14 protein-coding genes and 1 tRNA gene are annotated in these 24,567 nt (G+C 32.3%); 7 read left to right on the top strand and 8 right to left on the bottom strand.

Annotated features, from left to right (window positions below; genetic code table 11):
* Window positions 1-7: 7 nt before the first annotated feature.
* The 6 genes from AEQU1_RS15425 to AEQU1_RS15400 form a co-directional block, all read right to left on the bottom strand.
* The gene (locus AEQU1_RS15425) at window positions 8-1,207 is read right to left on the bottom strand and encodes a DegT/DnrJ/EryC1/StrS aminotransferase family protein (RefSeq protein WP_111882541.1); all 1,200 of its coding nucleotides are present in this window, start codon (window positions 1,205-1,207) and stop codon (window positions 8-10) included.
* A 112-nt stretch (window positions 1,208-1,319) separates the two neighbouring features.
* Window positions 1,320-1,958 carry an NAD(P)H-dependent oxidoreductase gene (locus AEQU1_RS15420; RefSeq protein WP_111882540.1) on the bottom strand — a complete coding sequence of 213 codons (639 nt, stop codon included), beginning with the start codon at window positions 1,956-1,958 and terminating at the stop codon, window positions 1,320-1,322.
* Between the two features lie 172 nt (window positions 1,959-2,130).
* A complete protein-coding gene (locus AEQU1_RS15415; protein WP_111882538.1) occupies window positions 2,131-3,351 on the bottom strand; it encodes a hypothetical protein in 1,221 nt (406 codons plus the stop codon).
* 32 nt (window positions 3,352-3,383) lie between these two features.
* Window positions 3,384-3,746 (bottom strand): DUF4870 domain-containing protein, encoded by a 363-nt coding sequence (locus tag AEQU1_RS15410; protein ID WP_111882536.1) that lies wholly within the window; start codon window positions 3,744-3,746, stop codon window positions 3,384-3,386.
* Complete coding sequence (locus AEQU1_RS15405; protein ID WP_111882534.1) at window positions 3,743-3,952, bottom strand: hypothetical protein; 210 nt, start codon at window positions 3,950-3,952, stop codon at window positions 3,743-3,745. The genes AEQU1_RS15410 and AEQU1_RS15405 overlap by 4 nt, the downstream gene beginning before the upstream one ends.
* Before the next feature lie 44 nt (window positions 3,953-3,996).
* Window positions 3,997-7,887, bottom strand: a complete 3,891-nt coding sequence (locus AEQU1_RS15400; protein WP_111882533.1) for a hybrid sensor histidine kinase/response regulator transcription factor — start codon at window positions 7,885-7,887, stop codon at window positions 3,997-3,999.
* Window positions 7,888-8,108: 221 nt separating this feature from the next.
* Here AEQU1_RS15400 and AEQU1_RS15395 point away from each other — a divergent pair.
* The 4 genes from AEQU1_RS15395 to AEQU1_RS15380 all read left to right on the top strand — a co-directional run bounded on the left by AEQU1_RS15395 (window position 8,109) and on the right by AEQU1_RS15380 (window position 15,460).
* Window positions 8,109-8,193: transfer RNA gene (locus AEQU1_RS15395), tRNA-Ser, on the top strand.
* Between the two features lie 238 nt (window positions 8,194-8,431).
* Complete coding sequence (locus AEQU1_RS15390; protein ID WP_111882531.1) at window positions 8,432-9,679, top strand: site-specific integrase; 1,248 nt, start codon at window positions 8,432-8,434, stop codon at window positions 9,677-9,679.
* Between the two features lie 353 nt (window positions 9,680-10,032).
* Window positions 10,033-11,262 (top strand): SEC-C metal-binding domain-containing protein, encoded by a 1,230-nt coding sequence (locus AEQU1_RS15385; RefSeq protein ID WP_111882529.1) that lies wholly within the window; start codon window positions 10,033-10,035, stop codon window positions 11,260-11,262.
* 163 nt (window positions 11,263-11,425) lie between these two features.
* On the top strand, window positions 11,426-15,460 hold the full coding sequence (locus tag AEQU1_RS15380; RefSeq protein ID WP_111882528.1) for a hypothetical protein: 4,035 nt from the start codon (window positions 11,426-11,428) through the stop codon (window positions 15,458-15,460).
* A gap of 142 nt (window positions 15,461-15,602) precedes the next feature.
* Here AEQU1_RS15380 and AEQU1_RS15375 read toward each other — a convergent pair whose 3' ends face one another.
* Entirely contained in the window at window positions 15,603-16,976 is a 1,374-nt protein-coding gene (locus AEQU1_RS15375; RefSeq protein ID WP_111882526.1) for a T9SS type A sorting domain-containing protein, read from the bottom strand.
* Entirely contained in the window at window positions 16,976-18,331 is a 1,356-nt protein-coding gene (locus tag AEQU1_RS15370) for a leucine-rich repeat domain-containing protein (RefSeq protein ID WP_146743767.1), read from the bottom strand. Before AEQU1_RS15370 ends, AEQU1_RS15375 begins: the two co-directional genes overlap by 1 nt.
* A gap of 454 nt (window positions 18,332-18,785) precedes the next feature.
* Here AEQU1_RS15370 and AEQU1_RS15365 point away from each other — a divergent pair, with 454 nt between their 5' ends.
* From AEQU1_RS15365 to AEQU1_RS15355, 3 genes are all read left to right on the top strand, one after another.
* Complete coding sequence (locus AEQU1_RS15365) at window positions 18,786-21,983, top strand: hypothetical protein (protein ID WP_111882523.1); 3,198 nt, start codon at window positions 18,786-18,788, stop codon at window positions 21,981-21,983.
* Complete coding sequence (locus AEQU1_RS15360; RefSeq protein ID WP_111882521.1) at window positions 21,964-22,467, top strand: hypothetical protein; 504 nt, start codon at window positions 21,964-21,966, stop codon at window positions 22,465-22,467. The genes AEQU1_RS15365 and AEQU1_RS15360 overlap by 20 nt, the downstream gene beginning before the upstream one ends.
* Window positions 22,468-22,690: 223 nt before the next feature.
* Window positions 22,691-24,567: hypothetical protein (locus AEQU1_RS15355; RefSeq protein ID WP_146743766.1), on the top strand; the 1,877-nt coding region annotated here is incomplete at its 3' end.

Below are 24,567 nucleotides of genomic sequence, written 5' to 3'. Positions count from 1 at the left end.
CTGAATACTATTTATTTAAAACTTTTTTAATTATTTCAGACATTAGTCTTGCCCTATCTTTAACTTGCTTTTCGGTCCAGCCAATTTTTATGAGTGAAGAAATTGTTCGGCTCATCCAAGCATCACTTTTTGAGAAATCTGTAGCATTTAAATCCTGCATTTGATTTTTTACTTCGGAGGAAAGATTGCCCAAAGATTTCAAATTATGCAAGTGCTCCCAGCCGTTTATGTAGTGCCAATTATTGGTGTACCAATAAAAACAAGCATCTATGCCCGCTTCTGATAAAGCTTTGTGCACTTTTTGTGTCAATTCTTTGGTAGGAAGAAAGAAATTTAAAAACGAATAATTTTCCTCACCGCCTTCTGGAACTCTTCTGAAAGTAACACCCTCAAGACTTTGCAGGGCCTCTCTAAGAATTGTATAGTTTTCTTTTTGCGTTTTTAAAATTCCTTCTAATTTTTCAAGCTGTGCCAAACCAACAGCCGCATTCAATTCTGAAATTCTAAAATTATAGCCCAAAAAAGGATGGGTTTCTGCTCCGCGATCCTTGCCCACATGGTCGTGGCCATGGTCTTGGTAATGATCTGCATGGAGTGCATATTTTTCAGTATTGGTAATAATGCCACCGCCTTCCCCGCAGGTAATGGTTTTTACGTAATCGAATGAAAAACAGCCCAAATCGCCATAGCTTCCCAAAGGTTTTCCTTCGTAAGTACCGCCTATTGCTTGGCAGGCATCTTCTAAAAGAATTAAGCCGTGTTTGTCGCAAATTGTTTTTAACGCTCTTAAATCGGCCATAGAGCCGCACATATGCACTGGCATTACACATTTGGTTTTTGGAGTGATTGCTATTTCAACCGCTTTTGGATCTAGGGTTAAAGTATCGTCAATATCTACCAAAATTGGAATAGCGCCCAAGGCCAAAATAGATTCAAAACTCGCCACGAAAGTGAAAGTTGGCATTATAACCTCATCACCTGCGCCAATTCCCGCAGAAGCCAAAGCAACTGTTAAAGCAGCTGTTCCGCTGGAAACTAATTGACAATATTCTGCACCCATTCTTTTAGCAAAAGCGGTTTCAAATTCTTTTGCTTTCCAATGGGTGTTACGCATTCCGTCAAAACCGTAGCGCATCAAAACACCTGTTTCTAATACTTCATTTACTTGTTTGCGCTCTTCGGCGCCGAAAATTTCAAATCCAGGCATTTTTTATTGTTTATTATTATTTATAATTATCTATTGGGGCTTTACTGAAGATGGTTTCCAAAGGTAAGAGTTGCGTGTACAGTTAAAAAGTCTGCTGATTAATTTTAAAAAATTAGTTTATCTCCACAATAAGTTCATCAACACCCCGACGCACTTTTTTTAAATTGATGAAAAAATCTGATTCGTCGCGATAACCTACAGGTAATACAATTATAGACGCTAAATTCTTTGCATCCAAACCGAGAAGTTCATCATATTTTTTTGGTTCAAAACCTTCTATGGGGCAGGCATCAATATTTTCAACCGCGCAGACGGTTAAAAGGGATCCCAGTGTCAAGTAAAGTTGATTTATCATCCAATCTCTTATTTCTAAGGTATCTTTTTCGGTAAAAGATGCAATAAGGTTTTTCTCGAATGGCTCCAAAATATTTCGCGGTGTATTGCGAGTGTTCGCCACTCTTTTAAAATGATCTACAATAAAATCTTCATCAATATTTTTTTCAATACACAAAACCAAAACGTGCGAAGCATCGCGAACTTGTGGCTGATTGTAGGTAAGTGGCATTAATTGTGCCTTTAGATCGGTATTGCTTACAATTACAAGCTTTAAAGGCTGCAGACCATAAGAAGTTGCGGTAAGGTTGAACGTTTCCTTTAAAATGTTCAGTTTTGCTGCTGATAGATTTTTTGAAGAGTCAAACTTTTTAGTAGCGTATCGCCATTGTAGTTTTTCAATTGTTTTTGAAGGCATTTAGGAAAATAAATTAGTATTAGATGCAAAAATAGCGATAAAAAGTTTGAACTTCTTATCGCTATACTTTTGCTACTAATTAAACATCTAAAAATTACTCATTGGCACCAAGCTTTAGGTTAAAACAGTTTATTTTAATAAGTTGAAACACTAAGCAATTGCCGTAAGTTAATTAATTTACTGTAGTCACTTTAAATTTATAAGGAGTGTCCCAATGATCTGGAATAGAGTCATCTTGATTTATCACAGTATCTCTCGTTCCATCGACATCAACTTTTACAAAATAAATTCCTGGTTGTAATACTAAATTTGAAGTAGTACTAAATACACCACCATCTTGATTTAAATCACCAGAAATCACTTCATAATTTACTCCTAAAATTACACCATCAGGCTTTAATAGATTTACTCTTAATTTAACGGAAGTTGGCACTTGCATCAGTTCCATTTTTAATTTTGCTGGTTCAAAAACCTGTACTTTGTAGTAATCGAAAGTTGGAGATGATCCCGATTGATTTGAATTCAATATATATCCAGTAATTGCATAAGCTTCAATAACTTCATTTTTAGGAATAGCTTTTGCTTCTTCTATATAATCGTTTGGTTCGTAACAATCCATTCTTCCCGTGAATTTATAATCAATGGTATAGTTAACAGGATGATTAACGTTTATGTATGATGAATAAATTGCCTCAACATCATAACTTACACCTGGGTATACTAGAAAACTTGATTTTCTTACTGTTGGTGTATTAGTGCCTGCTGCGGTGCCACTGGAAATAGCGCCAGAATTATCATTAGAGGATTTTATTATTAAACCAGGAATAATCCCACTGTCGTTAGTTAAAGTTACAGTATAATACCCACCGCCAGCATCTGTAACTGAAGTAAGCAATCCTGGGTATGAATCCGAATCATTTACAGCTTGCCAAGTTCCATTCTTAAAGTTAGAAAAATCTCCAACTTGATATGGGTTGCATTCGTTCCATTCAGTATATACGCGAACCCATTTCTGTTCATTTCCCACGCCACTGTTACCTACGGATATTCGGAGTGTGTCATCTATCCCCAATTTCATAGAAGCATCATAATAATTAGAATCGCTTCCTAATTCTTTATAATTAAACGATTTATCTTCTTGTCCGATTATGTCTTTCCACTTAATATCTCCGATGCTAAAAGCCGATCCGGATGGTATATTTACGGTACCAATATTATTAGCTACATTTACTAACATACCATTATAATCAGGGTTGTTTCCTCCTACTCTATACCAATTTCCTTGAATATTGTCAAGACTATACTGTTGTGGTGCTGGATCATTGTCTTCTGAGGAGCAACTTAAAAAGAGAGAGAGAAAAAGCAAACAGACGAATTTCATTGTAGTTTTCATAAATTTAAATTGTAGGATTAATTATTTTTTTTTTAAATATTCTTAAGCCACTCTTCATATTTTTTACCCAAGAGTGGTACTGGGCTTTGTTTTTCGTTGATAGCGTTCATAAGTCCCATTACCCACATATAGATTATTATAAAAAAGCCAACTATATTGATGATCCAACCCAAAATAGGTATCATTCCTATGACTCCAAGTGCTAAGCCCGTTAGCGCAAGGCCCAATGATTGCCGAATGTGGTATTGGGCAAATTCGTTTTTCTTTTCGCCGTTCATCACAAAAGCTATTATTAAACCAATAATGGTTAAATAAGCTATTGTTGCAGTGGTTTTTCCTTCCGCTGTTGAATTGTTTGTTTCAGGTGTAATTGGTTTTGTTTCTGCTGTTTTCATTCCTTTAAAATTTTTATGGATTTCATTACTTTGTTATTCAATAGGATTTTCAATTCATACTTCCCCTGTTTCAGGTGATCGATGCTCATATAAATTACATCGTCTTTTTTATTGCTATCAAGGGAATTTTTCATTGGTACACCTTTTACAGCTAACGAAATTATAAGGAAAGACGATAAATGGATAGCATCAATGTTCCAAAACATAGAAGATATGTTTCAGCAATAAAAATTAATTTGATTTAGAGTTTTTAAAGGTTTTTTGAAAGATATTCGTTGGGGGTGCAATTGTATACTTCTTTAAAACATTTACTGAAATATGAAGGCGTATTGAAACCAACTTGATACGCTATTTCAGAGATTGAAGCATCAGACTCTTTTAACAAACCTATAGCCAGTTTTAAACGCTGTGAACGTATAAACTCACTGGCAGACATTCCTGTAATAGCCTTAAGTTTTCGGTGAAGTTGTGTACGGCTCATAAACATCATTTTGCCAAAACGGTCACTAGAAAATTCAGGATCTGTAACGTTTTCGTTTAAAACTGCCTGTAGACGTTTTAAAAAATCACTTTCTGTGGAAGTAATAGCCAATTCTGGATTTATACTTAACGTTTTGCTGAAATGTTTTTGTAGTTGCCTTCTGTTCTCAATAAGTTTTTCAACCCTAATTTTCAGTTTTTCACTATTGAAAGGTTTTGTTATATAAGCATCAGCGCCAGTTTTAATCCCTTCAATTTCGTTTTCATCACCCACTTTTGCCGTGAGGAGGATTATGGGAATGTGGCTGGTAAGCTCGTTCGTTTTAAGTGTGTTGCAAAGCTGAATACCGTTAATTTCTGGCATCATAATGTCGCTTATAATTAAGTCTGGCATTTCTTTTAATGCGTTTTCTATTCCTATATTTCCATTTGCAGCTTCAATAATTTGATAATCATTTTTCAAAATTGAAATAATAAAGGCTCGAATATCTACTTCGTCCTCAACTACCAACAAGAGTGGTTTTTCTTTATTTGAACCTTCTATTTTGTGTTCTGTTTCGAATTCAGCTATTGAAATTTCTTCATTTATAATTAAATCCTCATCTTCGAAAGCATCTTTATTGATTGGAAGCGAAACAGTAAACTGAATTTTGTCATTATCAATATTATTGGCAATAATGGTTCCTTTTGAAAGTGTAACCAACTCCCTTACCAATGCCAATCCTACCCCTACGCCTTCTGAGAGTTTATTATCCTGATAAAATCGTTGAAAGAGCTTGCTTAGATCCTTTTTCCCAACATGATCACTTTTATTAATTGTTGACAATACTAAATTCGATTCTTGTTTATTTGCTTCAAAAACAATTGTGCTGCCTTTAGGCGAATATTTTATAGCGTTCGACAAAAGGTTTGAAGTCACTTTTTCAATAACGTCCCTATCAAACCAAACACTTTTCAAATTTTTGATGCTACTTGAAATAGTTATTTTTTTATCAGAAGCCTTATATTGAAATGCACTAATTAATTGTTTTAATACAACAGAGAGATTTCCTTGTTTTATAGCTAATTTTCGTTGCCCAGAATCTATTATGGATAAATCGAGCATTTGATCAACCAAAATCAGCAATCTATCTGCATTTTGTTTTACCAACGACAATTCTTTTTTATCTTCTTTGGAAATTTTAGTTTTCACAAGCTGGTTCTCAATAGGCCCTAAAATGAGCGTCAATGGTGTGCGGAATTCGTGTGAAATATTGGTATAAAGCTTTGTTTTAAATTCATCCAATTTTTTTAGACGGGCAGTTTCCTCATGCTCCAACCTCAGCTGGTTTTTTATTTCCCACCGCCATTTTAAATATTTATAGAGATAAAACGCCAACAAAAGAAACAAAACCAAGTATAAAACTTTTGCCAAATTAGTAGCGTACCAAGGTTTTAAAATTGTAAATGAATACGTTGCTGGTTCTGTATTCCAAACGCCATCATAATTACTGGAAATAACCTGAAATTTATAGTCGCGGGGCGGTAGATTTGTGTAATGGGCAACGTTGTTGTTTCCTGCAGCAATCCAATCTACATCATTATTTACCAATTTATATTTGTATTGATTACGTTCTGGCTGTGAAAAATGTAGGGATGAAAATGTAAAGGTCACCGTATTTTCATTGTATTTAAGATTTTGGTTTGGCGTAAGTTTTTGGTCTTTATTGAACACTTTAAAACCTGAAATAACCGTTTTAGGTTTTATAGGGTTAAACGATAATAGGTTTGGGTTAAACCAATTAATCCCTTCCAATCCACCAAAATAGAGCATCCCATTTTTGTCTTTATAATACGCTCCCGTGTTGAACTCAAATGCTTGCAGGCCATCGTAATTGCTGTAATTGTCAATAACAGAAATTGTATTGTCCTTAAATTTCAATTTAGAAATACCCTTATTACTGCTAATCCATAAAAAACCTTCATTATCGGGAAGAATTCCGTAAATAACATTATTGGGCAGCCCTTCTTTGGTTGTGAAATTTTGAACAGTTTTTTTCATCGGATTAAAAACTTGCAACCCATCGCCATTTGTTCCAATTAAAAGAACCGAATCGTTAAAGTATAGTGATTTTATATTACTGTTTATATTATTTACTTTTTCAACAGAATGCTTGTTTATGTTGAGTTTAAACAGCCCATCGGTTTCTGTTCCAATCCATAACTCACCTGTTTTCCCCTTCTCAATGGTTCTTATATTATTTGTAGTAAGATTTGAATTCTCCGTTGTGAACTGTTGAATAATTCCATGTTTCTTATCAAATTGGATAAGTCCGTGATCCCTGGTTCCAAACCAAAGCATGTCATTTTCATCTTTATAAATTTTCCAAATAGTAAATGAAGCTGTTTCTTTAAAGGAAGTGATTTTCCCCTTAGAATCCATTAACTGAAGACCGTGGGTTTGATGGCCAATCCAAAGCCTGCCACCATCAATCAATAAGCTCATTATTCTATCTCCCAAAAGATTGGAGTTTTGGGTGGTGTAGGTATAAAAATTCTGCTTGTCTATATTTAAACGGGTCAATCCTTTTCCGGAAGTTCCCACCCAAATATTGTTATCAGCATCTTTAGTTATCGCCCTGATAACGTCCACATTTACATTAAGCGGAACCTGATCATTAGTTAGCACATTAAACTTCACCAAATATTCATCATAATAACTGATTCCCGTGCCGTCAGTTCCTAACCAAATGGTTCCAGTATTGTCTTCAAACAAACAAAGAACATCGTTATAGTGCAGGGCATATGGGTTATTTTTGTTTTCTGTGAAATTCTGGATTGTTTGTTTTTCAAAATTTATTAAATATACTCCCTGCCCGTAGGTTGCAACCCATAGATTATTTCTTTTATCAACCAAAAGATCTTGAATAATTAAATTTTTAGGCAAAGAGGCCGAAACAAATCCACTAAATTTTGAAAAATTGGCTTCATTTTGATGCTTTATAAAAAGACCTTCACCAAAGCTTCCCAAATAGAGTGTATTGTTTTTTGATTGCGAAATTGTGCTGAAGTTTGTATTCTGATAAACTTCATTAAATTTATAGTTGTCATTCTTAATTTCGAAAAAACCATTATTCGTTGTAGCTAAAATGACATTATCATTCGTTTCAAAAAAATTATATACTGTACGGTTTGCATCTTTTGGTTTTAAAAACTGTACGGTGTCCTTGCTTTGATGGAGAATTTTATATATCCCTTCTTCATACGTGCCCAAATAATAGTCTGAGTCTTTGTTTTGAATAAGCGTGCTTATAGGACTAATATTTAAAACGGTTTCGAAGTTTTCATTTTCCTGATTGTATTTTTGCAACTTTCCTGAGTTGGAAACAATCCACAGTTGACCTGATTTACTTAAATATATTTTACCCAATTTACTATATGTTGGGCGTGTTACGTCTTCAAACTGAATATCATAATGTGTAAAATCCCGTCCGTCATATTTGTTTAAACCATCCTGGGTGGCAAACCACATAAAACCTGTACTGTCTTGTTTAATACTCACCACACTGTTTTGGGATAAGCCATGTGCTACAGTAAGTTCCCGAAAAGCTACCTGTTTATTAGTTTGTGAAAAAGCAAGTAAGGGAAACAATAAAAGGAAAAGTAGATTTAAAGGTTTCATTAAAAATTAGTTGGGTAATTAAAAGTACTATAAATTTAATAGTTGAAGCCACTAAAATATCTATAGAAATTTTATCAATACTAATACAGTGTTTTTAGACAGATTAATTGATATGATATTTGAATAAAAACATTAAAAAAGAAAAGGAATATTAAAAAAAGCTTTATATATTTGCACCCGCTTACGCAAACTATCTGTTTGTTTTAGGCACGCATACCACTGGAGAAATGGCAGAGTGGTCGAATGCGGCAGTCTTGAAAACTGTTGAGGGTCACACCTCCGGGGGTTCGAATCCCTCTTTCTCCGCTTAGAGATTATCAAATCTCACCAAAACCTGATAAACATTATGTTTATCGGGTTTTTACATTTTCTTCAATATCGAACAAAATCATCTAATATCAAATAAAAAGTGCGGGATTCGGTGTGTAAATTTTTAGTTGAATTTACGCACCGAATTATTTGTTAAATGTTGCTATATAACCTTTTATGTGGCTTTCGAATAATTATTTTTTGTATCTTTAAGGATAGCAAAAAGTACGCACCGATGCAACCTACATTCTCCATCCTATTTTACCCAAGAGGAAATGATATAGATAGAAACGGCAACACCCCTATTTACGCAAGAATAACTGTAAATGGCAAGAGAAGCGAGTTTAGTATAAAGCGTAAAGTGTTGTTAACTAAATGGAATTCTGATGCGGGAAAAATAAGAGGCACCACTTCAGATGTTCGTGAATTAAACAAATATATGACCTCAATACGAAGCAAGATTAATAAAATTCAAGAGCAACTATCGGAAAAAGAGACTTTAGTTACGGCTCAAAAAATTAAAAATACTTACTTGGGGAAAACTATTAAGCACAAGATGCTTTTAGAGATTTTTCAAGAACACAATAATAAAGTTGAAAAACTAATTGGTAAAGATTTTGCCGCTGGTACAGCAGAACGTTATAAAACCGCCCTAAAGCACGTTAGGGATTATATAAAATTGGAATATTTGTTAAGCGACATCCCCGTTAAAGATGTTGACCATAAATTTATTTCTGGATTTGAGTATTATCTTAAAACTATACGGAATTGCTCACACAATACTGCTATAAAGTATATTACTAATTTTAAAAAAATAATCCGTATTGCGTTTGCTAACGATTGGATTTCCAAAGATCCATTTACAAGTTGGAAAGCTAGACTTAAAATAGTTGATAGAGAGTTTTTAACTGTCGGGGAAATTCAGACGATGGTTGAAAAAGAACTACACACTGAAAGGCTGGATCAAGTTAAAGACATTTTTATATTCTGCTGTTTTACTGGTTTAGCCTACTCGGATGTAAAAAAGCTCTCTGCAAATAATGTTGTAATCGGTATTGATGGTGGAAAATGGATAAAAATTAATAGATCAAAAACCGACACACGAAGCAATATTCCAATTTTGCCTACAGCTGAAGCTATTTTAGAAAAGTACGCTGAAGATTCAGAAATTCAAAGAAACCAACTTCTATTGCCAGTGCTAAGCAATCAAAAAATGAATGCCTATTTGAAAGAGATAGCAGATTTGTGCAAAATCAACAAAAATTTAACCTTCCATTTAGCGCGTCATACTTTCGCAACAACTGTAACCCTCTCTAATGGTGTTCCCATAGAATCAGTAAGTAAAATGTTGGGGCATAAATCTCTTAAGACAACGCAACATTATGCTAAAATTTTAGACAGAAAAGTTAGCGATGATATGCTGGCGCTTAAAGTTAAATTGGCAAGTTATTCCAATACCGTTAGTTCATCAGAGGGCGTATAATTTTATATGAAAATAAATAGTTGGAGTTTTCATAATCGCTCTAATCAACTCATCTGTATACATCTCTGCTTCTTCTGCGCCAAGGTAAGTATTAGAGTAGAGAGTCTTATACTCCCCCTTGATTAAGGAAAATACAGTCAATAGTGAGCTTAACTTATATGAGGAAAATAGAGTTAATTTTATTTGGGATTTATAAATGATGTATTGCGTTGGCCAAAACTCAATTGGGAATTTAAAAATTATATTTGTAACATCTGATAAAGCAATGATTGAAAACGCACTTTCTAACAATTCAAGAAATGTAGTGTTTACTTTCGATGAATATATGGAATATCTCGGTTTAAAATAAAATTATGTCAATACCAATAGTACTAGATAAATCAACTTTTCAAGGTCTTAATTATGAAGATATAATCGAACTTCATAAATACTATATTGTCAATATAACACCCCTGTTGGTTTCAGAAATTTTGGGCGACCTTGCAAAAGAAGAAAAGAAAGGAAAGAAAGCACCCAAAGACCAAGTTACTGACTTAGCTAAAAAAATGTTCCCTTACAATGCTTATGTAAATATGGATTTTAGGGTACTGGTTGAAAAATCCTTAACTGGCGAATTTACGAATGCTGATAACAGACCTTTTCTTAACGCTAAAAAATCTATAAATACCCCAACCAAAAAAGGGCTGACATTTGTTGAAACACCAGAAGAATTATCGATAAAGCGTTGGAAAAAAGGCGAGTTTGATACAATGGATGAAATCATTTCTGAAGTTTGGAGGACAGAATCCATGGATAAAAATGCAGTTGAAGGATTCAAAGCAAAATTTGACCATCTCAAAGACATCAAAATAAAAGATCACAAACCTTCAAATGAAGAAAAATTTCAAGCTTTAAAAGAAAGATTACAAGAACGGCTATATGTTGAACTTGAACCTGAAGAAACATTGAATCTTGTAATGGATTACTTTAAAGTAAATTCCAATTTACGAGATAATATTCAAGCTCGATGGAAAAATGAATCTCATCCAAATTTAGAAAACTTGGCAAGTTATGCAATGTATTGTTATGAAGTCGTCTGCCTCTACCATATTGGGATAAATAATTCTTTATGTGGCAAAAGATTGACGAATCTCTTGGATTTAGAATACTTGTTCTACGCACCTTTTGCGAGAGTATTTAGTACGAATGACAAATTTTTAAAAAACCTTTTCTTCGCTGTTCAACCTGCTGATACTTTTTTTGTCACATTACAAGAACTGAAAGATGATTTCCAAAAATTCAGAGCAGTAAATGATGAAGTGAATGTATTTGATGAGCCGCCAGTAAAAGATTCAGAAACATATCTCATATGGGATAAAGTCTTTAATTTGGAACTTACGAGAAAACTTAAACCATCCGCTGATGAATTAAAAAGGAAGGAAGCTGAATTAGAAGAAATTCTCAAAATTGCGGAATCTGGCACAGAAGGTAAATTTGAAGGGGAAGCTGATTTTGTTGTGAAGGAAATGTTTATGTCTCCAGATGACCCCTGTCCTTGTAAGAGCGGGAAACCTCTAAAGGATTGTCATTTTCCTAAACCCTAAACTAATTAAAGTAATTACAAACTTTCTCCACAAAGACAGTGATGATACCCTAGATAGCACAGTAAATTTTAATTTTCAGAAATTTCAAAATTCTGTATTTGCCCTATTTATTAACATTTATAGTAACTTTATAGCTTATTTAAGCATAGCCATTAAACTATAAATGAAATACATTATTGAAGAAAATCTAAAAAAGTTAAAACTGCTATTACAGCACTATAAAAAGCCACTCTATAACCATCGAAATTCTGCAATAGAAGATGCAGAGAAACTCTGGAATTCATCCTTGTTTTTTGCTAACCTTATTATAGCAAGCGATTATTCCGGACCTGATATTTCAGATAAAGAACTAAATAAATTTACTGCCGAATACGAAGTTCAAAATAAAGAAACAATTGACCTAGAAGAATTGCTTTCAAAATTTTGGCTTCGTAATATTTTTGGAAATATTTACATCCCCAGTTTAGTTAGAAAAACGGGAAGGAATTATGAAGATAAAAAAGATAAGTACAACGAACTACTTTTTATTAGGCATCTAAAAACTAAATTAAAAATTGATGAGGCAACATCTAACGAAATTGATAAGCAAATTAAGTCCTACGAGTCCAGCCATAAACTTAAATTAGATAAAGATTGGCTATTCCATTCCCAATATTTTAAAGCAGAAAAAGATAATTTAATTATAAAAGTTGCTGGTATTGAATACCACACGAAATTATTAGATTATTGGGCAACTTTTAAATTTATTAATGAGCTTCTAGAATATAAGCAGACAAAATACAAGGATACCATTTTAGTTAAAAAGGCTGCCTTCAATAAAATTTTTAAAAAACACAAAGATCTCTATCCCAAAACACCAGATAGTAAGAATTTAATTGAGAATAAGATAATCGCAGATACGCCAAAAGGTTACGTTTTCTCCACACGTTCAGGAAATCCAAATTATATTTTTGAATTAGCGGGTCCAATCAAAGCTATTATTTGGCAGAAACTAATTGATGATAGGACTTTTAAAAACGACACTCAACGGGTTTTAAAATTCTTGTCTTATTCGCAATACGATGGCCATAGACATGACATTGCTTCACATCTTTCGATGGAAGCAAAAACCAGGTTTAAAAAAGCTGTGTTGGAAATGGTTTTAAACGAACCAGACCTATCTTCCATTGAGCAGGAATTTGATAAGGTGTTTTTAGAAGATGAAATTCATTCTAGGAATAGTTGGAACTACTACATTAAACCAAACGAGGACAATTTAAAATCCACAGATGATATTTATGAGCTTTATACCCAGATGCTTGAGATTTCAGACAGTTATAACGGAAATCTATTCTATATGCAAGGAAGTCGAGCAGATATATCCCATTTAGTTAATGAGCTGCTCGTCTTGGATAACGATTATCCTAAAAATAATAACTTAAATAATTTTCAATATCCGCACTACCCTATCACAAAACAACTATTATTAGAAGGTCTTTCCAAGCCATATCTGCTATGGAAAACTGCCCGCTTTTTAAAAACCAAAGGTCTTACCCGATTGCCATATCTTTTTATAGAGGAAAATTTAGCATGCTTATCCTTCAGATTATTAGACAATACGGAAATTGAAGTTTTAACAGATGAAACTGTCTCTCAAGTAAGAACGAAGATGCTAAAGATTGCAATTCAGTTGATTTTTGATGAAATGACTTCTACTTATAATTTTGATAAAGGAAGGTTCGCCGAAATAATTTTTCAACTATTCAAGGAAATCAACAGGGATAAGTTTCAATTGACACAAAATTATAGAACTATTGAAAGGTATGAGCAAGGTATTGCTGATGAAAAAGAAAGGGAAAAAATATTATTGAGCACAATTGAGATATATTCTCAAGATGTCAACAGTTATCCAAGAAAAGCAAGGCTCTCTATTATTTCACAACACCTAACATTACTTTTAGAGTGTGTCCACTCCTATGAACCCACCCAAAAATTATCAAATGGCATTTGGCATTTACCATTAAATAAGCTAAATTATTTAAGTTGGTTATCACAGATTGCTATTAATTCCCAATTGATAAAAGAGAAACTTGAAAAAAATATTGACCAACAAATTGCAGAAGTTTTTTTAGAAACATATCTGTCCGCTATTGAAAAAGTTTCTATTACTAAAACAGATTATCCTAGTTTAAAATTAAAAGATGCAGTTCCGTCTTGGTATTTGGATAATGAACACTTGGAAAATATCAATTGGATTTTTCCTTTTATTCTTTTAAAGCGGAATAATATGTTTTCAAAATTTTTAAATCCCTTGATAGAATTTAATTCAGAAGAAGATATCTATGACGATTTCAACAGGTATTCGGCAAAACGACTACGCTCACATTTATTTATTTACCTATCTGCCTTAAATTCAATCAACAATCAAAATCCAAATCTTTTCAGATTGAATAAGGAAACCCAAAAGATTAAAAACAGTTTAGAAACTGGAATTGTGAATATTCTGAAGGAAAACGCCATTCAGCACGGAAAAAATAAAATAGATATTCTCGATGAATTTTTTGAACGTAGTTTTAAAAGTTCCAATATAAGTGAATTGATCCCGCAAATAGCCAATAGCATCAATTGGTTTACAGATAAAAAAGAGATAATAAATGTTCTTACTAAAACGAGTGATTTAACAAGGCTACTTATAATAGTAGATTGGATTACAGCCGAAGGACTGAAAAAAGAGTTAATCAAAAAGATTAAGAAATCTAAAATCACGGAATTCATAAAGTCGAAAAGATGGATTCCAGAAATTGAGTTAATCATTACAAAGCTTACCTATCATCAAAAACTGGTAAAACAGACAAAAGAAGCTTTGGACTATTGGAAGAAGAATGTGACCACTCACGGTAAGAAGGATTTAGAAAAGGTAACCTACTTGGTAGAGTTAATGCTGGCTTATAATGATAAAAATGAAGTTGTCCTTGATAACATTGAAGCCCCCGAACATACCTATTATAAAGTACATAAAGAATTTGAAGTGGATAGTTACAAACAATTCTTTAGAGGATTGATTCGTTTTGAGACAAATCCAGAATCGGCATATCAAATATTTGACAATTTACATCATCAGTTTCCCGAACATTCTACCATTGCATTAAATCGTTTCGCTGCTAAAGTAAATTGGGCATCAAAAACCCATACAAATGTACTTTTTGAAGAAGCCCTTGATGAATGGAAACAAATGGAACCGAATTTACCCGAAACCTATTTAGAAAACATTAAAGATAGCATCTGGACAAACCAACTTACGGCATATTATCATCTAGATGATAATACTGAATTTGATAAACTTTACTTATCCATTCCTTTCCCTTATCAAATGAAAGAAGATATGGTTGAGCTAAAAATAGAAATGTTATTGAAGAATCAATTACGAGAAGATGCAAAGAAAGTTTTGTTTAGAGCCACCAATTACCACAAAGACTCTGCTGGAAGGATTCCAAAATTTATTAGAAGGTTAAAAGCTAAACTTGATGATGAAACAGATATTAAGTTCCTTCAAAATAACTTCAATGAAATCTTTGCATCCCAACCCAAAACCCTCATTCAAATATTCCCAGATAGATTAAATGCAGAAAATAAATTGGGAAGTTTTATTACTAAAGAAGTGGCACTAGCCAGTAGCAAAATGCTTGATAAAATTAACTCAGTTCGTGATGTTGGGTTAGAAGATAAATACAATGATTTGGTACAACTAGCTTTAGAGGCAAGAGTAGCTCAATGGGGATGGCAGGTCAAAGATCAAACCAGAGGAGGTTTTTCAGCTAATAAGAAAGAATACAATCCTGGCGAGAGAGATATTATTGTATGTGATTCCAATAGCGATGCTTTAATTGTTTGCGAAGCGTTTATATGGAAAGATAGACGTACCGCTGAGAGCCATATCAAAAAGATTTTTAATTATCATCATAAACGAAAAAATTTCATAATCTTAATTTATGACAAGAGACAATATAAAAATTTTAATTCTAGCTGGATAAGCTATAAAGATGATGTATTGCCGGATATATCTTACCCCGTGGATTTTGACTTAAAAAAAACCAAATGGAAAGAGCTAACAAAAAGGTTTGGATATAACGTAACTGGAATTAAAGTAGGCTCTTCCAAACACGGAAAAAACACAAGAATTTTCCATATAATGGTCAATCTAAATTATAGAGTAAAATAATTGAACCGAGAAGAAATATGTAGGAAACGACCTTAAATTATCAAGCAAATTTAATCCGCAAGGATGCAGATGATGCTCTGGATAATGCAGTGAATTTTTTAAAAAAATTCAAGCCCTAACCTTAATTTTATCAAAATTGAATTTAATTCTTTATAATTCGAGTCACGAGACTTGTCCTATTTTTAAAGGTAACTTTCAAAATATAAACCCCTTGGGATAAACCAGTCAAATTGATTGAATTAACAATCGCATTGGATCTATACACAATAACCCCTAAAACATTTCGTATTTCAATAGAAGAAAATGTTTGGTCGGTTTCCATATATATTTCGTCACTAAAAGGGTTTGGATAAATAGTCACAATATCTATCTCTTTATCAACTATACCCAGCGGATTACAATCTTCACTGAATTCTGCTTGGGGATCTACATCTGGCCAATTTGCCTCACTATAAGTTACATCATCAACCTCAATACAAGTTAGGCTAGGATTCTCCAGTGCATTAAAATATTGGAAATTCGTATTATTTCCGTTTTTCACATTTAGTGATTCCAATTGATTTCCTCTGCAGGACAGTTGTTTAAGGTTTGGATTTAACGATACATCCAATTGCTCAAGGACGCCATAGTCCGTAACAAGATATTGTAGCATTGTATTTTGTGAAACATTAAGACTTGAAATTTGATTACTTCCACATCTTAACGAGATTAAATTAGGATTGTTACTTACATCAATTGCTAAGAGATTATTTGAATTAAAATCCAAATACTGCAAATTGTTATTTAGTGAAATATCAAGAACATTGATTTCATTTCCTGTACAAGACATTCGCTCTAGATTCAAATTTTGTGAAATATCTAATGAACTTAAGGAATTAAAATCGCAGCCTAAAATTTCTAATTTTGAATTATGGGAAACATCCAATTCATTCAATTGGTTTTGAGATAATAAAATAGAAATTAACTCTACATTCTGTGAAAAATCAATCGCTGTTATCTCATTATTAATAATATATAATTCTTCTAAGAGAGCATTATTTGTAACATCCAGAGAACTCAAATTATTCTCTGTACAAGCTAAATATCTTAAATCTGGGTTTTGGGTCATATCTAAAGAAAGGAGATTATTAAAATTGCACGATAGCTTTCTTAACGCACCATTATTAGCAACATCTAATTCAGTTAAATTATTAAGATTTACAAACAACTCCAATAAGTTGATATTTTGACCAACATTGATGCTCAATAAATTATTGTCGTTGCAATATAAAATCTCCAAAGCGTCAAAACCCTCAATTCCCGTAAGATCATTAATTCCAGCTCCATTTAGATTTAGCATAACCACATTTTCAATATTTGCAGTCAATACAAAATTATCCAAAGGGGGTGAATCGTACCCTAAGTCAATGAGCGCTTGTTCAAAATTATCATCAGGTACATAGGTTGTCTGTGCAGTAGTTTTGCAAATTAAGAATACAAATACCAGAGTTGTAAAAATCCTTCCCATATCTTCCATTAATTTTTTATAATCTTAAAATTTTGAAAAGCACCATTCTTGTGAATAACTTTTAGAATATAAACTCCTTGCGCTAAATGATTTAATTCCAATATTTTTTGTGTGGTTTCCAACTCCAGCTTTCCTAACATATCATACAACTGGATAATCTTAATATTTTCAGAGTATTCTATAAATATTTTGTCATTAAATGGATTGGGATAAATGGTTAAATTGTCAATTTCATTATCAATTATAGCGAGTGGATTGCAATCCTCACTAAACACTACCTGTGGATCCACATCGGTCCAATTTGCTTCGCTATATTGGGGATCGTCCACTTCTATACATTCTAAATTTGGGTTATTTTGAGCAAAAAAACCAGAAATATTTGTATTGTTCCCATTTCTAACATTCAGGGATTCCAAGTTATTAGTATCACACATTAGATAAATTAATTGGGATGCATTAGAAAAATCCAAAGAATCAATTTGATTGTTGAAAACGACAACCTCCTCCAATTGATTATTTAAAGTGACATCTAATTCCAAAAGATTATTGGAGAATAAGTAGAGATATTCTAAGCTTAAATTGTTTGTAATATCAATTGAGTTAAGATTATTCTCTGATAGATCTAAATGTGTCAAATTAATATTATTAGTTAGATTTATAATAGAAATTTGGTTAAATGGGGCTAACAAAAATCTTAGATACGTATTTTGGGAAACATCCAACTCAATTAAATTATTTGCATAACAATAAAGCATTTCCAATTCCGCATTTTGTGTGACATTTAAACTGCTTATATTATTACCATAACAATATAATGCTATCAAATTATTATTTGCTGAAGTATCTAATGAAGTTAATGCATTGCTTGAGCAATCAATAATTTGTAATTCTGGATTATTTGATACATCCAATTGAAAAAGATCATTTTGGCCACAGTAAAACTCTTTTAATATAATATTCTGTGAAAGATTTATTGAACCAATTGAATTGTTTTCGCAAATCAAATACTCAAGCAATGTATTGTTACTTACATCCAATGAAGCTAAAAGGTTATTGCTGACAATAATTTTTTCCAAATTGAAATTCTGTGATATATCTATGCTAGTCAAATTATTGTTCGTAGCATAAAGTATTTCAAGAGCACTAAAATCCTCTATTCCTGTTAGGTCAAAAATACTTAAGCTTGAAAGGTTTAGTGTGGTTATATTTTCAATATTGGCAGTGGGCACATAATTGTTCAGAGGAGGATTGTCATATCCCATATCTATTAATGCTTGTTCAAAAATATCATCCGGGACAAAAGTGGTTTGTGCATTCAAACTTATATTTATTAGAAAGAAAGCAACTAGTAATTTTTTATTCATAGCAATAGAGATTATTATCAACAGATTATTGATATCTATGGTTAAAACATTAAAATGAGATGGAGAGTTAGTTTGTTACAAATGTAGGGAAATTACCTAATACAATATCAATTGACTATTATTCTCTATGCTTAGTAACTATCCGGGTCTTTTGACATATAACAAAAATTTTAGTTTATTGATTTTCAATATTTTAATTGAAATTGTTTTTTATTTAACAATTATTTTATGTACTGAGTTATACAACTTATTGATTTATTTCGGTTCTTTATAATGTACGAAATCAGCATATTTGATTTTGTATAGCTAAATAACTCCCCCCTTAATAAGTTTTTGTCAAGACAGAAGCTTTCTTATTATCAACCAAAAAATTGATAAGGAAATATTTTCTTATCTCGTTTTATAATATAGTCTTTAGACTGTTGATTCATATCAATCGTTAAACATATATCGTATGAGTGATTTTCATTTTTTCACAGAACCCTCAAAACTAAATTCACAAACTTCAGGACAGGAGTTTGGGGCGATAGATGATAATCAATTTCGTTTGGGCAACATGTTCACTTCTAGTGCAAGCGTGGATCCAAAGGCTTTCGCAGTTTCTGATGGATTAATTTTGGTTCAAAAAATTGATGGGGTCGAGAAATATAATATAGTTTTAAAACCTACAAATCAACCAGATTTAAACCTTCCTAAAATCGATTATATTATCTATAAAGGAATTAAAAAGGAAAGCATTATAAATGGCACTAAGGTTGCCGTCTCTACCAACAATGACTTAACAAGAATAATCCACGAAAATGCAATCTTATGGTATCAGAATGAGGGGGAAACAATGCCCTCTTCGGAACCTGTGGCTGATACTTCCTTAGGTCTCATCTATGCCTCAAATGCCTCTGAGCAGGAATATAAATTAGAAAATACCGATAGCCTAAATAAAGCATTCTATTCAACCAATCCGGTTACACTTCCGTTAGTTTATTCAGGAAACTATATTGGGGATTTTGATAAAAGTGGAGATTTTGGTATAGTGATTATATTCGAAAAAATAGGTTTTGAACCTAAATTTAAGTTGGCTAGAGAATTGGACTCTATTTTGAGCTTTACTGCACTCCCAGGCAATTCATCAAATGCAGATATTTTTAGGCGGAAGCATCACAAAGAGGATATTCTCAGTTTTATCGATGGAGCAGCTTTTTTCGGCTCATTCTTTAACTTGGGCTTGATCGTATATGATGGAAATGATTTTATAAACCGTGTGGAGGATGAATTATATACCGATGTGATTTCCAAATTTTTTAATAAAAACAAGATATATATTGATATTCGAAATGAAACCAATGATTCCTTTAATTATTATGAAAATTATGATGATGTCATTAAATGGAGCTTGGATAATACAGATGTTTTCACAGATATAGATTACTATAGAAACTTTGATTGGCCTTGTTTGATAATTAATGATGGAGCTCCAAATAGTGAATTTGACCCCTTAAATACTGAAAAAATTATAAAACTTGCTATTGTTTCAGGGGACAATACCTCGCCCTTATTTTATTATAAAAAAGCATATAAAGAAAAATTGGGATTTGAATTTCCAGAGGGAACTGACTCATTTTTGACTCCTCTTATTCAAGAGGATATTATTAGAATTGAAGATTTAATTGTACCAAAGTCCTCAGACAGATTAATCTCCAATTATTATCAAATAAGGGTATTTAAAAAATTGAGACTCGAAAACAATCCAAACCCAATAGGTTATTCTTTGAATCAAGAGGTTTATCTAGACACTCTTTTTCCGCTTTTTGATTTAGTAATCCCATTTGACGATAGTACGGGGAAAAGTTATTTGAAAGTATATTATGACGCTAATTTTATTGATAAAGCAAGAATTAACTCTTCCAATTACACCACAAATATTGGCATTGCAAAAGACAATAATTCTTTTACTTTTATTGCTTATCCAAATAAATATAATTTAAACATTAAGGCAAATATTGATGACAAAATTACTCTTAGCAGTCTAGAGGGATCAACTGATAGCCTCTTTTTATTAGAGCTGGATAAGCTTGTAGATTCCGTTAAATTAGTAAGAAGTAATTTTTTAATTGGAGGTATAGAATATGGTTTTTTAAAATTTATTGAACAGGAAGTTGAAAAACAAATCGAAAAATTTACATTCAAAGATGTAACTATTATTTCCCTTTCAAACCAGCAATATCAAACCCTTTTCCAGTTAAAGCAGCAAGAATTTCCTGAAGACTATAAAGTATATCTTTCCATAGAAAATATAGAAAATGCTATTGATGATAATGGAGTCAGTTATTCCAAATTTGAGTGCAAGTTAACAGGTCTTGTCGAAAATGCAGGTGAAATAGAAGTTCATTCGGCAAGTCCTTCCACACCTATTGTATTATATACTGATACTAAAATTAAAGGAAGTGAGTATGTACGCAATTATGAGGAGAAAATAGGTTATGAAAATTTTCAATCTGGAAATATCAGATATGAAGATTATTTTATCGCAAAACAACCAGATATTAAATATGTCGCAAATGAATTTATTGATAATTTAAATAATATCAATGCCTCTACTACCTATATATTAGGAGCAATAAAATCATTGATTAAAGATTCAGCATCTCTACTTTGGACCAATGCGGTCGATACGGTTCAAGCACCTCCTCCCAACAATTCTAACCCCGATGATAGACCTCTTTATTGGGCACGTCTGAAAATGGAAGTTGCCTTAAAAAAACACCCTTATTTTTTAGGGGATATTGATGCAAATTCTCAAGTCATTGTTAATTCTGAACTTGATGAGATGCTTACATTATTTGAAGAGAAAAGTAGAAACTACACAGGTGTTAATTTCTCCAATGCTCCTTCCGGTGCCAAGAAGATTTTGATTACTGGGTTTGATCCGTTTAATTTAGACTCAAATGAAGAACAATGGAATCCAAGCGGGATTGCTATTTTGGCTTTACATGGAAAAATAAAAAATAATGCTTTAATACAGTCAATGATATTTCCAGTCAGGTTCAAAGATTTTGATTTAGGATTTGTGGAGAATTATATTAATCCTCATATTCAATATGTCGATATGATTATAACTATTAGTCAAGGTCGAAACAGGTTTGATATAGAAAGATTTGCAGGTAAAAAAAGATCAGCTACATTGACGGACAATTTAAATGTTTCCGGAATTGCACCAACATACTATCTTCCAATAAATAATACTACCATTCAAGTTATCGATTCCTCCTCACTATCAGAATTTTTAGAATCCACTTTGCCATTATCCTCAATGATACCAGGAACATTAGGGAATACCAAAGTTGTATATAATCAATCCTATTTAAGTAATTTATCATCTTTACCCTATTCACCCCCAGAATCAGGAATAACTAAATTACCTGGACCTGCTGTTGGAGAGATAGCTATTGAAGGTTCTGGTTCAAATTATTTATCTAATGAGATTTTCTATCGGGTTTGTGTAATGAGAAACTATCTAAATCTTAATACAACATTAAATTCAGGCCATTTACACGTTCCTATTCTGGCTGTACCTGTAAATAATGATTATAGTGAAGCTGTGACTTTTATTACTGAAATGACAAAAATAATTGAAGATGCAATACAAGGTTTATAAAATAATTTTATTCATATGGTTTTTAGGAGGGGCTTGTGGTGTGAAGGCACAAGTCTATGGAGGTAATTTCTATTTAACCTATGACAGAAGCCATTATGACATTACAGCTTATGGGATTGATAATAATAGTTTAGAAAATAATGAAAAATTAAAATTGAATACTGAGGAGATTAGAGGTGTGAGTTATGACAAAATAAATTTTATTTCTTTCCAAAATGATAAGAATAATATAAAATTAAAAGGCAAGCAATTTTACGAAACAATAGCTTTACAAATAACCGGAAAAAATAAAAAAAATGAAGTTATGTTGGTTTTTATTACGGGTCGTTTCGATGACAGATTAAATTATGAATTAAAGATTGATTTTGAAGAAGGTAGTTATATTGTTTTCATTCCTATCTCAGAGAAAGCTCAACTAAATTTAGAAAATTCCTATATAGCAGGAGGATGCAAAAAAATAACGGAGTTAATAACACCAATGTAAAAAACACGGATAAATAATGGTTTGACTCCTTTTAAAATCTAAACAGAAGATGGCACAATTAGAATTGGTTATTTAAAAGCCACGATTGAGAAAGCTTTCAATATTGATCCCAAAATATGTGATACACAGGAAATTTCTGATGAAGATGGAGGAAGTAACCACTGGTTCTTTTTTGAAAATGACCTATTAAAAAAAATAGTGCTAATTAATAATATAAATTGAGATGATAGCGATAACAGACACTAGCGGTTATTCAGGTGTGGAGTTTTTAGAAGAAAACAGCCCATCTATTTTGCCTAAAGAAGCCGAAATTCAATTACTTATTGGCGCAAGTGAATTTGTTAACTCTTCAATTACATCTGCTTTTAAGGATTTATTAATTCAGATTATTAATGAAACTCAAGATCAAACAGGAACGATTTTCTTTCAACCAGCAGAGGTTGTTCAAAATATTAGTGCTATGTTTCTTTCAATTGGATTTAAATATAACGGGAGTATATTAACCTTTTCTATCGCGGATGATGCATTAAATATAGGCACGACTCGCATAATTGACAAATTGCACACCTATAATAATTTTAAAGATATCGCTAGAAATGCTTTTGTGAGTGTTGACAATGATTGGGCTTTAAAGGCAAACAATATTAGGGCGTTTGCAGATACAGGATTAAGAAAACTACATTACATCACAGTACAATATATCCGAGACAACACTTCAATTCTTTTTAATACAAGGAAAGAACACAGTCGGATTTCTACAATTATGCTTAATACTACAGCAGATGATACTATGGATGAGTATCGAAGCCCTATCATGCCTGCTATAACTGTTTATAACAATTCAAATGTTCCTGTGAGATTGAGGTTAAAAGTTGTATATGAAAATTTTTCTACGAGAACTGATTCACAGTATGGGCCTCAGGAAAGTTTTGATATTAATGAAAATGGCACATTAGAGACTATTGGACTCAATAGAAAAGACCAAGAATACTTTCCTGAAGAAGGTGAAATATTAAGCACTCCGTATGAAGATGACCATACAATTGCAATCGATCCTTTACAATCAAGAGAAATAGATTTTGGTGTTAAAATTCGAGGTGGAAAGGGAATTCTTGAATTTGTTCCTGGACCAATTCAAAATATCCCAATGAATGAAAATGAAATACATGGATTTAATTTTTACATTCAAGGAGAAAACCCAAGTTACGATGATGTTATATGGTATTTAAACAGAGATAGAATTGAAGGTGGCCAAACAATAAGCTATTTGGAAAGATTTTGGTTTTTTATAAGATTGATTAGGGAAGAATCTGGATCGGGTGAAGGAACTGGAGATGATTATCCATTTCTAAATTTTCAAGAGACTGAAAATAATCTTAATACTTCTTATGGTGTTAAATGGATTAATGAGAATGGTACTACTCAGTTAAGGGCGACAGGCTTTCCAACATTTGGTTTTCCAAAGGGTTTGGGAATGGTACAAATTGATAATTATGGTAGTATAGATAATTTAGGAGATATATTGAACATAGCTCCTAATTTTCAAAGTACTCCACTTGGCAATACAATTATCGCAAATAACGGGAAAATACTATTAAAAACACAAAGCGCAGAAGCATTCATTGTTGCTTCATCTGAAGATATTTGGAATTGGAAAAAAAATATTGATGCGGCTTATAAATTTTTAGATAATGAGAAAGTTGCTATTGCCATTGATACAACTAATTATCGCGGAATATCATATATAAGAAATCAGGTTATTGCTTGGAATAGTGCCCACCCAAATGATCTTGTAATGGTTCCAGTAAACCAGAACTATCAAACTATACAATATTCTTGGGTGCCAAGTAATATAACAGAGTTTATTACATACAATAATCTATTTGGGCAAGGTACAATACCAATAGTACCAAATGCAGGTAATAGAGAAATTAAGTCTTTTTTTGATGCCATGTTGATTAAGGCATATAACGGAATAAGCAGGGGTCAATATTTAAGTATCTCATTTAGTTCTGGGACTAATAAACCCATATTATCAATATCTGATACTAATAATCGTAACGAAAATTATGTTAGAAGAGTTTCTAATCATAGTGATTA

This window comes from Aequorivita sp. CIP111184, from assembly GCF_900489465.1.
Classification (GTDB): Bacteria; Bacteroidota; Bacteroidia; order Flavobacteriales; family Flavobacteriaceae; genus Aequorivita.
The sequence above is the reverse complement of the archived record's forward strand: the minus strand, read 5'-3'. Positions and strand labels throughout refer to the sequence as shown.

Excerpts from the sequence above, each read along its gene's own strand:
- AEQU1_RS15420 (WP_111882540.1), bottom strand. The coding sequence starts at position 1,958 with ATGCCTTCAAAAACAATTGAAAAACTACAATGGCGATACGCTACTAAA.
- AEQU1_RS15405 (WP_111882534.1), bottom strand. The coding sequence starts at position 3,952 with ATGTTTTGGAACATTGATGCTATCCATTTATCGTCTTTCCTTATAATT.
- AEQU1_RS15390 (WP_111882531.1), top strand. The coding sequence starts at position 8,432 with ATGCAACCTACATTCTCCATCCTATTTTACCCAAGAGGAAATGATATA.
- AEQU1_RS15385 (WP_111882529.1), top strand. The coding sequence starts at position 10,033 with ATGTCAATACCAATAGTACTAGATAAATCAACTTTTCAAGGTCTTAAT.
- AEQU1_RS15410 (WP_111882536.1), bottom strand. The coding sequence starts at position 3,746 with ATGAAAACAGCAGAAACAAAACCAATTACACCTGAAACAAACAATTCA.
- AEQU1_RS15380 (WP_111882528.1), top strand. The coding sequence starts at position 11,426 with ATGAAATACATTATTGAAGAAAATCTAAAAAAGTTAAAACTGCTATTA.
- AEQU1_RS15370 (WP_146743767.1), bottom strand. The coding sequence starts at position 18,331 with ATGAATAAAAAATTACTAGTTGCTTTCTTTCTAATAAATATAAGTTTG.
- AEQU1_RS15415 (WP_111882538.1), bottom strand. The coding sequence starts at position 3,351 with ATGAAAACTACAATGAAATTCGTCTGTTTGCTTTTTCTCTCTCTCTTT.
- AEQU1_RS15360 (WP_111882521.1), top strand. The coding sequence starts at position 21,964 with ATGCAATACAAGGTTTATAAAATAATTTTATTCATATGGTTTTTAGGA.
- AEQU1_RS15375 (WP_111882526.1), bottom strand. The coding sequence starts at position 16,976 with ATGGAAGATATGGGAAGGATTTTTACAACTCTGGTATTTGTATTCTTA.
- AEQU1_RS15365 (WP_111882523.1), top strand. The coding sequence starts at position 18,786 with ATGAGTGATTTTCATTTTTTCACAGAACCCTCAAAACTAAATTCACAA.
- AEQU1_RS15400 (WP_111882533.1), bottom strand. The coding sequence starts at position 7,887 with ATGAAACCTTTAAATCTACTTTTCCTTTTATTGTTTCCCTTACTTGCT.
- AEQU1_RS15425 (WP_111882541.1), bottom strand. The coding sequence starts at position 1,207 with ATGCCTGGATTTGAAATTTTCGGCGCCGAAGAGCGCAAACAAGTAAAT.